12 protein-coding genes are annotated in these 12,837 nt (G+C 72.4%); 11 read left to right on the top strand and 1 reads right to left on the bottom strand.

From position 1 onward, the window contains the following. Nucleotides 1-25 precede the first annotated feature (25 nt). The 6 genes from R0145_RS16085 to R0145_RS16060 all read left to right on the top strand — a co-directional run bounded on the left by R0145_RS16085 (nucleotide 26) and on the right by R0145_RS16060 (nucleotide 6,052). Complete coding sequence (locus R0145_RS16085) at nucleotides 26-637, top strand: type II toxin-antitoxin system PemK/MazF family toxin (protein WP_317837943.1); 612 nt, start codon at nucleotides 26-28, stop codon at nucleotides 635-637. 119 nt (nucleotides 638-756) lie between these two features. After that, complete coding sequence (locus R0145_RS16080) at nucleotides 757-1,431, top strand: DUF1707 domain-containing protein (RefSeq protein ID WP_317837941.1); 675 nt, start codon at nucleotides 757-759, stop codon at nucleotides 1,429-1,431. Then, nucleotides 1,421-2,002, top strand: coding sequence for a PH domain-containing protein (locus tag R0145_RS16075; protein WP_317837939.1), 582 nt, complete (start codon nucleotides 1,421-1,423; stop codon nucleotides 2,000-2,002). Before R0145_RS16080 ends, R0145_RS16075 begins: the two co-directional genes overlap by 11 nt. Continuing rightward, a complete protein-coding gene (locus R0145_RS16070) occupies nucleotides 1,999-3,669 on the top strand; it encodes a PH domain-containing protein (protein WP_317837937.1) in 1,671 nt (556 codons plus the stop codon). Before R0145_RS16075 ends, R0145_RS16070 begins: the two co-directional genes overlap by 4 nt. A gap of 32 nt (nucleotides 3,670-3,701) precedes the next feature. Continuing rightward, nucleotides 3,702-4,703, top strand: coding sequence for a polyphosphate--glucose phosphotransferase (ppgK, locus tag R0145_RS16065; RefSeq protein ID WP_317837935.1), 1,002 nt, complete (start codon nucleotides 3,702-3,704; stop codon nucleotides 4,701-4,703). 731 nt (nucleotides 4,704-5,434) lie between these two features. Then, complete coding sequence (locus tag R0145_RS16060; RefSeq protein WP_317837933.1) at nucleotides 5,435-6,052, top strand: hypothetical protein; 618 nt, start codon at nucleotides 5,435-5,437, stop codon at nucleotides 6,050-6,052. 203 nt (nucleotides 6,053-6,255) lie between these two features. Here R0145_RS16060 and argS read toward each other — a convergent pair whose 3' ends face one another. After that, the gene (argS, locus tag R0145_RS16055; protein WP_317837931.1) at nucleotides 6,256-7,896 is read right to left on the bottom strand and encodes an arginine--tRNA ligase; all 1,641 of its coding nucleotides are present in this window, start codon (nucleotides 7,894-7,896) and stop codon (nucleotides 6,256-6,258) included. Nucleotides 7,897-8,198: 302 nt separating this feature from the next. On the opposite strand from argS, the gene R0145_RS16050 reads away from it, so the two are divergent. The 5 genes from R0145_RS16050 to R0145_RS16030 all read left to right on the top strand — a co-directional run bounded on the left by R0145_RS16050 (nucleotide 8,199) and on the right by R0145_RS16030 (nucleotide 12,734). Beyond that, nucleotides 8,199-8,993 (top strand): hypothetical protein, encoded by a 795-nt coding sequence (locus R0145_RS16050; protein ID WP_317837929.1) that lies wholly within the window; start codon nucleotides 8,199-8,201, stop codon nucleotides 8,991-8,993. An 83-nt stretch (nucleotides 8,994-9,076) separates the two neighbouring features. After that, nucleotides 9,077-9,724 (top strand): IMPACT family protein, encoded by a 648-nt coding sequence (locus R0145_RS16045; protein ID WP_317837927.1) that lies wholly within the window; start codon nucleotides 9,077-9,079, stop codon nucleotides 9,722-9,724. A gap of 38 nt (nucleotides 9,725-9,762) precedes the next feature. Then, a complete protein-coding gene (surE, locus tag R0145_RS16040) occupies nucleotides 9,763-10,611 on the top strand; it encodes a 5'/3'-nucleotidase SurE (RefSeq protein ID WP_317837925.1) in 849 nt (282 codons plus the stop codon). 1 nt (nucleotide 10,612) lies between these two features. Further along, nucleotides 10,613-11,446: an inositol monophosphatase family protein gene (locus R0145_RS16035; RefSeq protein ID WP_317837923.1), complete on the top strand. Its 834-nt coding sequence runs from the start codon at nucleotides 10,613-10,615 to the stop codon at nucleotides 11,444-11,446. A 52-nt stretch (nucleotides 11,447-11,498) separates the two neighbouring features. Next, complete coding sequence (locus R0145_RS16030; protein ID WP_317837922.1) at nucleotides 11,499-12,734, top strand: MFS transporter; 1,236 nt, start codon at nucleotides 11,499-11,501, stop codon at nucleotides 12,732-12,734. The last annotated feature ends 103 nt before the right edge of the window (nucleotides 12,735-12,837 follow it).

The following is a 12,837-nucleotide window of genomic DNA, read 5'->3' as shown; positions in this document are numbered from 1 at the left end:
GGACCAGCCCGCTACGGTGGGGCGCATGGCCGGTCGGGATGACAGCATCATGCGCGCGGTGTGGCGCCTCGTCGAGGACATCGTTCGGGGCGCCGCGCGGCGTTCCGGGAGCGCCGATGGCGCACCCGAGCGACCCGAGCGCCGGCCCGGCTCCTCGGCTCCGTCCGGCGCCGGTGCCGTTCCCACGGCCGTTCCCCAGCGTGGTCGCGCCGGCGACCACCCGACCTCGGCCGGAGCCTACCCGGGCGACTTCACCGGGCGCCCGGCGATCACCTACCGCCCCCGTGAGGACGGCCGGCCCGATCCGGGGGAGGTGGTGTGGACCTGGGTGCCGTTCGAGGAGGACTCGACCCAGGGCAAGGACCGCCCGGTGCTGCTGATCGGCACCGACGGGCCCTGGTTGCTCGGTGTCCAGATGACCTCGAAGGACCACGACCGGGATGCCGCCCAGGAGGCGTCGGTCGGCCGCTATTGGCTGGACATCGGCGCCGGCCCGTGGGACCGCGAGGGCCGCCCCAGCGAGGTGCGGCTGAACCGGATCATCCGGATCGACCCAGCGGCGGTGCGCCGCACCGCCGCGCGGCTGGACGAGCGGCGGTTCCGCACGGTCGCCGAGGGTGTGCTGGCCCATTACTGAGCGCGACCGTGGTCGTCGCTGAGCGCTTTGTCGCGCTTCACCGCACGTCGTCGCGGGCTCTCGCCACCGAGTGCGATGGCGGGCTACAGCGAGCCACCGCGGCCTCGTACGCTGGGTCCATGACCGCTGGAATGCCCGACAATCTCCGTGCCTCGGACCTCGACCGAGCCCGCGTCACCGACCTCCTCGATGCCGCGTACGCGGACGGTCGGTTGACCCTCGACGAGCACCGGGACCGCGTCGCCCACGCGCTGTCGGCGCGGACCTTCGCGGAACTCGGACCGTTGACCGCCGATCTGAGTGCCTCCGCCGGCGGGCCTGCCAACGGCTACGGCGGGGAGCAGACCGGGCTCCCGGCCGTCGGTGTGCCCGGCGCGGCGCCGGTCCCGACCGGTCCCGCCGCCGGTTCCCGACCCTGGGGCGTGGTGGTCGACCCGTCGACGGAGAGCCCACGGGACCTGGTCATCGCGGTGTTCAGCGGCGCGGAGCGGAAAGGCCTGCTCCGCGTCCCGCGGGGCACCACCGCGGTGGCCTTGTTCGGTGGGGCCACGATCGACCTGCGCGAGGCGGTCTTCGAGTCCCGCACCATCACCATCGACGCCTTCGCCGTGTTCGGCGGCCTCGACGTGGTGGTGCCGGACGGCGTACGGGTCGTCAACCAGGTGTTCCCCCTCTTCGGCGGCGCGTCGTCCCAGGCCCGCTGCGCCGACCCGAACGCCCCGACGGTCATCCTGCGCGGCCTCGCGGCCTTCGGTGGGGTGTCCGTGTCACTGAAGCCCGCCGATGAGCAGTGATCCGACGGCCGGTGGCTCGATGAGCGGCGGCCCGACAAGCGGCGGCCCGACAAGCGCCGGCCGGCCGAGCGGCTCCGGTGCCGAGCTGCTGTTCGACGGCCCCGGCGTCGCCTGGCACGGCATCGATCGACGGTGGCGTACGCTCTCGCTGCTCACCACCGGGTTGTGGGCCGTCGTCGTCGCGGTCCCGGTCGCAGTGCTCCTGCAACTTGTGGTCGGCCAACGGCTCTACACCGCGATCCCACTGGTGGTGGCCGGCGCGCTGTGGCTGTGGAACGCGGTGCTGATCCTGCGCCGGTGGCCGCGCTGGGGCTACGCGGAGACGGCCGATGAGCTGTGGGTGCGGCGTGGCGTGATGTTCCGCGCGCTCAGCGTGGTGCCGTACGGCCGGCTGCAGGTGGTCGACGTGAACGCCGGCCCGATAGAACGGGCCTTCGGCCTGGCGACGGTCACCCTGGTGACCGCCTCCGCGGAGACCGACGCCAGGATCCCTGGGCTACCCGCCGCCGAGGCGGCCCGGCTGCGCGACGTGCTGACCTCGCACAGCGATCCGCGGAGGTCAGGTCTGTGACCGATCCGTCGGCACCGGGCGCAGGCGAACAGCAGCCCGGCCGGCCTGGTCAGGGGCTTGGTCGGCCGGATGCCCCCGGACCGGAGTTCCGCCCGCCCGAGATCCCCGGCCGGACGGCCGGCCAGCCCGCGGCCCCGACGCCGGCGCCGGACGTTCCCGCACCCGCCGCCTCTGCCGACGCCCCTGCCCCCGGCCATCCGGTGCTGGAGCGGCCGCACCCGCTCACGCCACTGGTCCGCGGCTGGATCGTGCTCGCCGCCGGCATCTACGCCTACCTCCGCGACGGCCTCGACAGCACTCCGCGTACACCCGGCGCGCCGCCCACTGGCTGGCTGATCGGCGGGATCATCCTCGTCGTCGCCCTCGCTGCGGCGCTCGCCGGCTGGGCGACCTGGTGGTTCACCCGGTTCGTCATCGACGAACACGAGGTGCGGGTCGAGACCGGCTGGCTGCGGCGGCGTTCCCGCCGGGTCGCCTTCGAACGGATCCAGTCCGTCGACGTGGATCAACCGCTGGTCGCCCGGCTGTTCGGGCTGGCCGAGCTCCGGATCGAGGCCGGCGCCGGCGAGGCCGCCACCCGGCTGCGCTACCTCTCCCGTGCCCGGGCGTACGACCTGCGCGACTACCTGCTGCGCCGGGCCGTCGGTGAGCGGACCAGCGTCGCGGCCGTCGGCCGGCAGCCCCGTCCCGGCGTCCTGGTCGATGCCTCGGCGGCCGACCAGTTGCTGCTCACGATGGAACCGACCCGGATCATCGGCGCCTTCCTGTTGTCCACCGAGCTGTGGTGGTCGGTCGGCATCAGCATCGTGATCATCGTCATCGGTTGGACCGCCGGGGCCGGCGCGGTCTCGCTGGCGGTCCTGCTGCCGGTGGTCATCGGCTTCGTCTCGATGGTCAGTCGCCGGGTCAATCACCAATTCAACTTCCAGTTGCTGCGGACGCCGTCGGGCGGTCTGCGGATCACCTCCGGGCTGACCCGTCTGGTCAGCCAGACGCTGCCGATGGACCGGATCCAGGGTGTCCGGATCCGGCAGCCGCTGCTGTGGCGCATTCCCGGGTGGTGGTCGGTCGACATCGACATGGTCGGCCTGGCCAGCGGCCACCGCGAGGAGGACAACGACCGGCGCGAATCGACCGTCCTGCCCGCCGGGACTAGGGCCGAGCTGGCCTTCATCCTGCGTCAGGTGCTGCCCGGGATCGACCTCGACGCCGTGCCGCTGCGCGGGGTGCCGCGTCGGGTCCGGCTGATCCGCTGGGTCGACGCCCACACCCTGCGGTGGGGCGCGACGCCACAGGTCACTATCGCCGACCACGGCGTGTTCGAGCGTCGCGGGGCGATCGTGCCGCTGCGGAAGTTCCAGTCCGTACGCCTCACCCAGGGCCCGCTGCAGCGGTGGCTGGGGCTGGCCAGTGTCCACGTCGACCTCACCCCCGGTCCGGTTCATCTCGTGGCCCGCCACCTGCCGACCGATGAGGCCCGTACGTACGCCCGGACGCTGCTGGCCTGGGGAGCACAGGCCCGGCAGGCTGAGGAGGTGCGGCCGGCGGGGGAGATGCCGCCGTTCGGCGAGGCGGGGCCGGTCGGAGGGACGGCGGCGCGGCCGGCCGGAGGGACGTCCCCGGACACACCGGACACACCGGGGCCGCCACCCGCGTCCCACTCCTGACACGGGGGTGTCGCGACTCGTAGGCTCTGCACATGACAGTGCGACCAGTGCTCGGCATCGACATCGGCGGGTCGGGGATCAAGGGTGCCCCGGTCGACCTGGAGGCCGGCGACTTCGCCGTCGACCGACTGCGGATCCCGACTCCGAAGAAGTCCACCCCGAAGAAGGTGGGGGCCGCGGTCGCCGAGATCGTGGCGTACTTCGCGGAGCTGACCGGGGACGGCCCGATCGGCATCACGATCCCGGCGGTGGTCACCCACGGCGTGACGCGTACGGCCGCCAACATCGACCCGGCGTGGATCGGGTTCGAGGCGGAGAAGATGTTCGAGGACCTGCTGGGACGGCCGGTGGTGGTCTTCAACGACGCCGACGCGGCGGGGCTGGCCGAGGCACACTTCGGGGCGGCCAAGGACCATCCCGGCCTGGTGCTGGTGACGACGCTGGGCACCGGCATCGGCACCGCGCTGGTCCACCGCGGCGTGCTGATCCCGAACAGCGAGTTCGGCCACATCGAGATCGACGGCCACGACGCCGAGACCCAGGCCTCGTCCGGGGTGAAGGACCGGCTCGGCCTGTCGTACAAGCAGTGGGCGCCGCGGGTCGAGCGGTACTTCCAGACCGTCGAGGCGCTGCTCTGGCCCGATCTGATCGTCGTCGGCGGCGGGATCAGCCGGGACGCCGACAAATTCCTGCCCCGGCTCAGCCTCAACACCCCGATCGTTCCCGCCGAACTCCGCAACCGCGCGGGCATCATCGGCGCCGCCTGGATGGCCCTGTACCGCGAGGATCATCCCAACCAGGAGCTGCGCGTCGAGGAGGCCACCGAACGGGCCCTGCGCCAGGCCGAGGAACGGGCGACGGCGCCGCACCCCGATGCCGACGACACCTCGGACCAGGTGCTGGCGACCGACGAGGACGATGCGGCGTCGACGGGCGCGGGGACGTCGGACGATGCGAATCCCGGCGACGAGGGCGAAGCCGGCGGAGACGCGTTCGAGCAGCCGACGGAGCAGGAAACAGCCGGCGAGGAGTGATCTGCGCGGAGCGCGGTTGCCCTCGCCGCGCTTCTGGTCAGGCCCCGCGCTTCTGGTCAGGCCCCGCGCGTCGGCCGGCGGCAGCTGGATGGAACCGCGGCGTCCGGACAGAGCCGCAGCGGCTGCGGTGCTCGGTTGTGGGGCGGCACTCGGTGCCGCGTGGTTCCCCGTGGCTGTCGGCCCGGCCGTGGCTCGAGACGGATCGGCGCGTCGGCGGTTTCTGAGTCGTGGTGTTGTCCGTTCGGGTGCTGGTGTTGTCCGTTGCCGCCAAGCTCTTCCGATCCGTCGTGCCACTCGGGTTCCATGGCGGCATGGAACCCGATTTCACGCTGCCCCTGATCCGTACTCGGAAGGGATTCCTCGATGCCGGAGTCGGCGACAGTGAGATCCGGCGAGCGTTGGCCACCGGCACGCTGGTCAGGATCCGCCGTGGCTGTTACGAGGACCGGTCGCCGGTGGACGGCGAGCAGGATGCCGGAGCGGAGCACCCCCAGCAAGGTCCCGCGTCGCACAAGGGCAGTCCGCGGGAACCGCAGTCGCCGCCTGAGCGGGACGCCCACGCGGCCCTGGGCCTGGGGTCAAGGGTCGCGGCGGTGGCCGTACGGTTCGGTGAGGGGGTGGTCTTCAGCCACGTGACGGCGGCGGCCCTGTGGGGACTTCCGTTTCTGGGGGACGTCCCTGAGACCATCCACGTTACGGTCCCCGGGGCGGCGCACGGAGGCCGGCGGGCGATGGTCCATCAGCACCCCGGCGCGCTGGACCCTGAGGAGATCATCGTTCGCGAAGGGATCCGGCTCACCGCGCTGCCACGTACGTTGGTCGATGTGGCCCGTACCGAGGGTTTCCGCACGGGGGTGGTGATGGCGGATCAGGCTCTTCGTCTCAGTCGCGATCCGGAAGGGCTGCGAAGCGCGATGGATGCATCCATCGGCGGGCTCAGAGGAACTGGGGGGATCGGAGTGGCTCGTCGGATGACGTTCTTCGCGACCGGGATGGCGGAAAGCCCCGGCGAGTCGCTGAGCCGCATCGTCCTCAGTGAGCAACAGGTGCCGACCCCACAGCTCCAGTACCGCCTGGTGCTCCGGATGCCCGGAGGAGGCCTGCGGACCTTCCGCACCGATTTCGGTTGGGAGGCGCAGAAGGTCGTCGGTGAGTTCGACGGCAGGGTGAAGTACGAACGCTACGCACGTCGGGGCGACTCGCCGGGTGACGTCGTCTTTCGGGAGAAGCGTCGCGAAGATGCCATCCGTGCGGCGGGGTGGCTCGTATTGCGCTGGACCTGGGGTGACCTCGCGCGCCCTGATGAGCTCGGCCGAAGGATCCGCGAGGCTCTGGCCGCTCGGCGTTGAACCGATCCGGACGCGATGCCGGTGTTGCCGCCGCGCTTGTGGCCAGACCCCGCGCTTGTGGCCAGACCCCGCGCGTCGGCAGGCGGGGGCTGTGCGGATGGGCGGCGGCTAGGTGGAACGGCGGCGGCTCTGCGCGTCGCGATGGCTTCCGCCACCGCCATTCCCGCCATCGCCTGTTCCCGCTGGCGCATCCGCACCAGCCATCACATCCGCTCGAGCGCCTCGATCCCCAGCATGCCCAGGCCGGCGGCCAGCACCGTACGTACGGCCCGGCACAGGCCGAGGCGGGAATCCCGCACCGCGCCCTCCGACTTCAGGATCGGACACTGCTGGTAGAAGGCCGAGTAGTGCTGGGCCAGCTCGTACAGGTACGTGCACAGCTTGTGCGGCTGCAGTGTGCTGGCCACCTCGGCCACCGCCTCGCCGAAGCCGGACAGCGCCAGCGCCAGCGCCTGTTCGGTCGGCTCGTCCAGCACGCTCACCTCGGTGTCGAGGGCGAGTCCCTTGGCCTCGGCCTCGCGCATCACCGCGCAGGTGCGGGCGTGCGCGTACTGCAGGTACGGGCCGGTGTCGCCGGTGGTCTGCACCATCCGCTCGGCGTCGAACACGTAGTCCTTGTTCAGCCCGTTGGACAGGTCGGCGTACTTGATCGCGGCGAGCGCGATCGGTGGGGCGGCGATCTCCTCGGCGGCGTCCAGCAGTGACGACAAGGTGACCGCCGACCCGTCGCGGGTCTTGAACGGCTTGCCATCGGCGCCGAGCACCATGCCGAAGCCGATGTGCTCGGCGGTCACGGTCTCGGGCAGCCAGCCGGCCCTCCGCGCGACGGCGAAGACCATCGCGAAGTGCTGCGCCTGCCGGGCGTCGGTGACGTAGACGATCCGCTCGGCGTGCAGGTCGTCGACCCGGTGCCGGATCGCGGCCAGGTCGGTGGCGTCGTAGCCGAACCCGCCGTCGCGCTTCTGCACGATCATCGGCGCGTCGAAGCCGTCCACCCACACCACCAGCGCGCCGGCGTCCTCGACCGCCAGCCCCATCGCCTTCAGGTCCTCGACGACCCGGACCAGGCCCTCGTTGTAGGTCGACTCGCCGGCCAGGTCGTCGTCGGTGAGCAGGATGTCCATCCGCCGGTAGGTGGCGTTGAAGCCGGCCAGCGACACGTCGATCAGCTGCTGCCAGATCGTCCGGGTCTGTTCGTCGCCCGACTGCAGGGCCACCACCCGGTGGCGGGCCCGGTCGGCGAACTCCTCGTCCGCCTTGAAGTGCGCCGAGGCCCGCTTGTAGAGCGCCTCGGCGCCGGCCAGGTCGAGCGTGCTCGCGTCGATGCCGTCCTCGAGGATCTGCTCCACCAGCTGACCGAACTGGGTGCCCCAGTCGCCGATGTGGTTCTGCCGGATCACCTCCGAGCCGGTCGCGCCGAGCACCCGGGAGAAGCAGTCGCCGATGATCGTCGAGCGCAGATGGCCGACGTGCATCTGCTTGGCCACGTTGGGGGAGGAGTAGTCGATCACCGTACGCCGCGGGTGCGGGTCCTGCGGGACGCCGTGGTGCGGATCGGCCATCAGTGTGTTCGCCTCCGCGGCGAGCACGGAGTTCTTCAGCCGGATGTTGATGAAGCCCGGGCCGGCGATCTCCAACGGCTCGCACAGGTCGTCGATCTCGATCTCGTCGACGATCCGCTGGGCGATGTCGCGCGGCTTCGCGCCCTCCTGCTTGGCCAGCCGCATCGCCACGTTGCACTGGAAGTGGCCGAACCGGGGTTTGGTGGCCGGCCGCAGCTCGGGATCGACACCGCCGGTCACCGCCGCGAACCGCTCACTCAATGTGGCTACAAGGGAGGACATGGCCGCCATTCTCCCATGTCCCGACATGCCCACCGCCGCGGCGGCTGCCGGGCGGTCATCCCCGGACGCTCGGGCCCGACACAGCAGGCGCCCGGCAACGGCACAGACGTACGGCGCAGGTTCGGCGCATGCGACCACGATCCCGCCCCCAGCCACACCCACGACCGCGATCAGGCCTGGTCCTGGCCATGGGGGTGGCCGTCCTTGTCCTGACCGTCGACGGATGCGCCGGCGGAGACCCCTGGGCCGCCGGCGCGGGCCGGTCGAGGGCAGCCGGTGCGACGTCCCCACCGACCGCCACCGTGACCGCCACGGCCGCCACCACCCCGACGCCGACGGCCACGGCCTCCGTGCAGACGATCGACGAGGCGGCGCTCCGGGCGTCGTGGGCGGAGCTGGAGGAGGATCTCAGCGGCGAGGCGGGGATCGTGGTGATGCCGGTCGGCGGCGACGGGGACGACGCGGTCGCGCTGGGCGACGTCACCTCGGCGATGGCCTGGTCGACGATCAAGGTGCCGATCGCGGTCGCCGCCGTGGCGGCTCACCCCGGGTCCGCCCAGATCTCCTCGCTCGTCCAGCAGGCCATCACCCAGTCCTCCAACGAGGCGGCCGAGGAGCTGTGGGAGAGCCTCGGCTCCTCCGACCAGGCCCGCGCCGCCACCGACAAGGTCCTCGCCGCCGCCGGTGACCGGGAGACCGAGGCCGGCGAGAACCGGACGCTGGGACGTACGGCCTTCGGCTACACCACCTGGGACCTGGACGACCAGGCGACCTTCCTCTCCGGGCTGGCCTGCACCGACGCCGCGGACCCGGTGATCACCCGGATGGGCCAGGTGATCGACGACCAGTCGTGGGGCCTCGGCAACCTCGACGGGGCACACTACAAGGGCGGCTGGGGCGACTACGAGGGCACCTACACCAGCCGCCAGATGGGCCTGATCCCGGTTGACGGCACCCTGGACGACAGCCCCGCCGTCGTGGTCACCATGGCGGTGATCGAGCCCGACGGGGACGGCACCGACGACCTCGACACGATCGCCGACTGGGTCGAGGATCACCTCGACGACCTGCCCTCGGGGAGCTGCGCCTCCGGGTGAGCCCGCCGGACACCCGACGCGGCGGTCCGGTGCGCCCGCCCGGCGTGGGTGCGCGGCGGCCGCCGGGCCGTACGCTGGGGTCCATGTCGACGCCGCCCCGGATGACCATCCCCCGCCGCGTCGACGTCACCACCGAACTGGAGGTGAAGCGGTCCCGCTTCATCACGCTGCTGCGGCGGGTCGACGACGAGGCGGCGGCCCGGGGCCTGCTCGCCGAGGCCCGCGACATCTTCCCGGACGCCCGGCACCACTGCAGCGCCTGGGTGATCTCGGTCCCGGACGCCCAGCCGCTGTGGCACTCCTCCGACGACGGCGAGCCCAGCGGGACCGCCGGCCGCCCGATGCTCGACATCCTGCTCGGTTCGGGCCTGACCGATGTCGCGGCGGTGGTGGTCCGCTACTTCGGCGGCACGCTGCTGGGGACCGGTGGACTGGTCCGGGCCTATTCCGACGCCGTCGCCGCGGCGCTCGCCCGGGCACCCCGGGTGCGGCTGGTCACCTCCGAGCTGTGGACACTCCTGTTGCCGCATGCCGACGCCGGGCGGGTCGAGTCGGAGCTGCGTGGCCGGGGTGTGGCGGTCCACGAGGTGGCGTACGTCGCGGACGGCGTACGCCTCACCCTGGCGGGCCAGGACCGGGAGGGCCTCGGCGCGCTGGTCGCGGCGCTGACCCGCGGCGAAGGGGTGCTCGAGCCGGCCGGTCGTACGGTGATCGAGGAGCCCGCGGGCTAGGCTGGGCCCAGACCGAACGGCGAGCGCAAGGCCTCCGCATGCAGATCCTGATCACCAACGACGACGGTATCGACGCTCCGGGGCTGGCGGCGATGGCGCGGGCGGCGGCACGCCGCGGGCACACGGTGCTCGTGGCGGCACCCGACCACCCGTCCTCCGGAGTCAGCGCCGCCTTGGGCATGCGTACGCCCACCGAGTCGATCGTCATCCAGGAGGAACATCCCGACGGGATGCCGCCGGGGGTGCGCTGCCTGGTGGCCGAGGCCACGCCGGCGCAGATCGTCTACCTGGCCGTCCAGGGGGAGTACGGCGAGGTGCCCCGGATGGTGCTGAGCGGGATCAACAGCGGGGCGAACACCGGGCGGGCGATCCTGCACTCGGGGACCGTCGGAGCCGCCCTCACCGCCGCGGTGCTCGGGATCCGGGCGATGGCGGTCTCGCTGGCCGGCCACGCGCCGCGGCACTGGGACGCGGCCGAGGAGATCACCCTGCGGCTGATGGAGTGGCTGGAGTTCCAGGCCTGCGACGGCCGGGTGCTCAACCTGAACATCCCGGACGTCCCGCTGGACCGGTTGCGGGGGCTGCGGGCGGCACCGCTGGCCGCGTTCGGCGAGCTCCAGGCGTCCGACATCGCCTTCCCCACCGTCGGGAAGCCCGACCTGCGCCGGGCGGCGGTCACCTACGAACCTGCGTTGGCCCGTGACGAACCGGGCAGCGACCACTACCTGCTGTCCCGGGACTGGGCGACGATGACGATGGTGCGCAGCCTCATCGACGACTTCTCCGGCGTCACCCTGCCCTCCCTCGACCAGCTCGACCCCGCGCACGCGCCGGACCGGCGCCGCACGGCGGCCTCCCACGCCCCTTCGACCCCCTGGAGTGACTGACATGACCACCGCAGCCGTGACCGAACTGCACCACCTCGCCCTCACCGTCGCCGAGGAGGGGGCGCGGATGGCCAAGGAGATGCGGGACGCGGGGGTGGCCATCGCCGACCGCAAGTCCTCGGTCGCCGACATCGTCACCGAGGCCGACCGGGCCGTCGAGACCGCGATCCGTGACGCCATCGCCCGCGCCCGGCCCCAGGACGGGTTCCTGGGCGAGGAGACCGATCGGGCCGGATCCGCCTCCGGGCTCACCTGGGTGGTCGACCCGATCGACGGCACCGTCAACTACGCGTACGGCATCCCCTCCTGGGCGGTGTCGGTCGCCGTCGTCGAGGGCGATCCCGATCCGGCGACCTGGACCGGGCTGGCCGGGATCGTGGTCAACCCGGCCGCCGGGGAGACCTGGGAGGCGTTCCGGGGCGGTGGCGCCCGGCTGAACGGCCGTCCGCTGCACGTCTCCCGGGACGTCGACCTGCCCCGCACCCTGGTCGGCACCGGATTCGGCTACCTGCCGGAGCGCCGGATGGCGCAGGCCCGGGTCGTCACCCGACTGTTGGGCACCGTACGCGACATCCGCCGCGCCGGGGCGGCGAGCCTGGACATCTGCTCGGTCGCCGCCGAGCGCCTCGACGCCTACTACGAGGTGGGCCTGCACCCCTGGGACCTGGGCGGTGGCACGGTCGTCGCGTTGGAGGCCGGCGCGCATGTCAGTGGCCTGCGGGGCGCCGGCCCGGGGGAGTCCTTCTACCTCGCCTGCAACCCGGTGATCGCCGGGCCACTGGAGGAGCTGCTGATCGCCGCTGGCGCCGAACCGCTGGCGCCGGCCACCGAGTGACCCCACACCACGAGCATGGTCAACCACGTCCGCGGGTGGGGGTGCAGGTGCTGTGACCTCGTCCGCGCGGACCGCTTCCGGCGGGGTTGCCCGGCTGGCTGCCTGGCGCTTCATCATGGTCTTCGGTGTTGTCAGCATGCTGATGGACGTCGTCTACGAGGGAGCCCGTTCGGTCACCGGGCCGTTGTTGGCCGGCCTGGGCGCCTCGGGTCTCGTCGTCGGCGTCGTCACCGGCGTCGGTGAAGCCGCCGCGCTCGGCTTCCGGCTCGTCTCCGGCCCGCTGGCCGATCGCAGCGGGAGGTTCTGGACCTGGACGATCGCCGGCTACCTCGTCACCGCGGCGGTGGTGCCCCTCACCGGTCTGCCCGGTGTGCTGTGGGCGACCGCTCTCCTGGTGATCGGCGAACGGGTCGGCAAGGCCGTACGATCCCCCGCCAAGGACACCCTCGTCTCGCACGCCGCCACCGTCACCGGCCGCGGCAAGGGCTTCGCCATCCATGAGGCACTGGATCAGATCGGGGCACTGCTGGGTCCACTCCTCGTCGCAGCGATGCTGGCTGTCACGGGCGACAACTATGCGCCGGCACTCGGTGTCCTGGCGATCCCCGGAGCAGCGTCGGTCGCGCTCGTGGTGTGGCTCAGCAGACGCGTCCCCGACCCGGTCCGGTACGAGGCCGACCCTCCGGCCGGATCGCCGGCGACGGCCTCCGACCACCTCACCCCACCGGGCTCCCTCCCGCGCGCGTACTGGATCTATGCCGGCTTCACCGCCGCCACCATGGTCGGCTTCGCCACCTTCGGACTGTTGTCCTTCCACCTCGTCCGTGAGCACGTCATGCCGACCGCGGTGATCCCGGTGGCGTACGCCGGCGCGATGGGAGCCGATGCCCTGGCGGCACTGGCCACCGGCTGGCTGTACGACCGCATCGGTCCTTGGACCCTCGTGGCCCTGCCGGTCCTGGCCGCCGTCTCGCCGGTGCTGGCCTTCACCGCCGCCCCGTGGTCCGCGGTGACCGGAATCCTGCTGTGGGGCGCCGCCGTCGGCATCCAGGAGTCGACGCTGCGCGCCACCGTCGCCGATCTCGTCCCTCCGGGGCGCCGGGCGACTGCGTACGGGGTCTACGCGGCCATCCTCGGGGCCGCCACCTTCCTGGGTGGGGTGCTCACCGGCTGGCTCTACGACACGTCTCCCACCCTTCTGGTGCTCGTGGTCGCCGGCGTCCAGGTCTGTGCCCTGCTGCTGTTGCTCGCCACGCGGCCAGCAGGACTGTCCCGCTCCGCTCGCTAGCCGCGGCCGCGCGAAGCACCCGCAGTCGGCTCAGGGCTGGTCCGCGAGCGCGGACGAACGGCCCGCCGGGAAGGGAGCCGGCGGGCCGTTCGTCCGGGCGACG

The organism is Raineyella sp. W15-4, from assembly GCF_033170155.1.
Lineage (GTDB): Bacteria > Actinomycetota > Actinomycetes > Propionibacteriales > Propionibacteriaceae > Raineyella.
Note: the sequence above shows the minus strand (reverse complement) of the source record. Positions and strands in the feature narration are given on the sequence as shown.

Bases quoted from the DNA above. Each gene is read 5' to 3' on its own strand.
- R0145_RS16085 (WP_317837943.1), top strand. From the start codon at position 26: ATGGCCGGTCGGGATGACAGCATCATGCGCGCGGTGTGGCGCCTCGTC.
- R0145_RS16080 (WP_317837941.1), top strand. From the start codon at position 757: ATGACCGCTGGAATGCCCGACAATCTCCGTGCCTCGGACCTCGACCGA.
- R0145_RS16075 (WP_317837939.1), top strand. From the start codon at position 1,421: ATGAGCAGTGATCCGACGGCCGGTGGCTCGATGAGCGGCGGCCCGACA.
- ppgK (WP_317837935.1), top strand. From the start codon at position 3,702: ATGACAGTGCGACCAGTGCTCGGCATCGACATCGGCGGGTCGGGGATC.
- R0145_RS16060 (WP_317837933.1), top strand. From the start codon at position 5,435: ATGGTCCATCAGCACCCCGGCGCGCTGGACCCTGAGGAGATCATCGTT.
- argS (WP_317837931.1), bottom strand. From the start codon at position 7,896: ATGTCCTCCCTTGTAGCCACATTGAGTGAGCGGTTCGCGGCGGTGACC.
- R0145_RS16045 (WP_317837927.1), top strand. From the start codon at position 9,077: ATGTCGACGCCGCCCCGGATGACCATCCCCCGCCGCGTCGACGTCACC.
- surE (WP_317837925.1), top strand. From the start codon at position 9,763: ATGCAGATCCTGATCACCAACGACGACGGTATCGACGCTCCGGGGCTG.
- R0145_RS16035 (WP_317837923.1), top strand. From the start codon at position 10,613: ATGACCACCGCAGCCGTGACCGAACTGCACCACCTCGCCCTCACCGTC.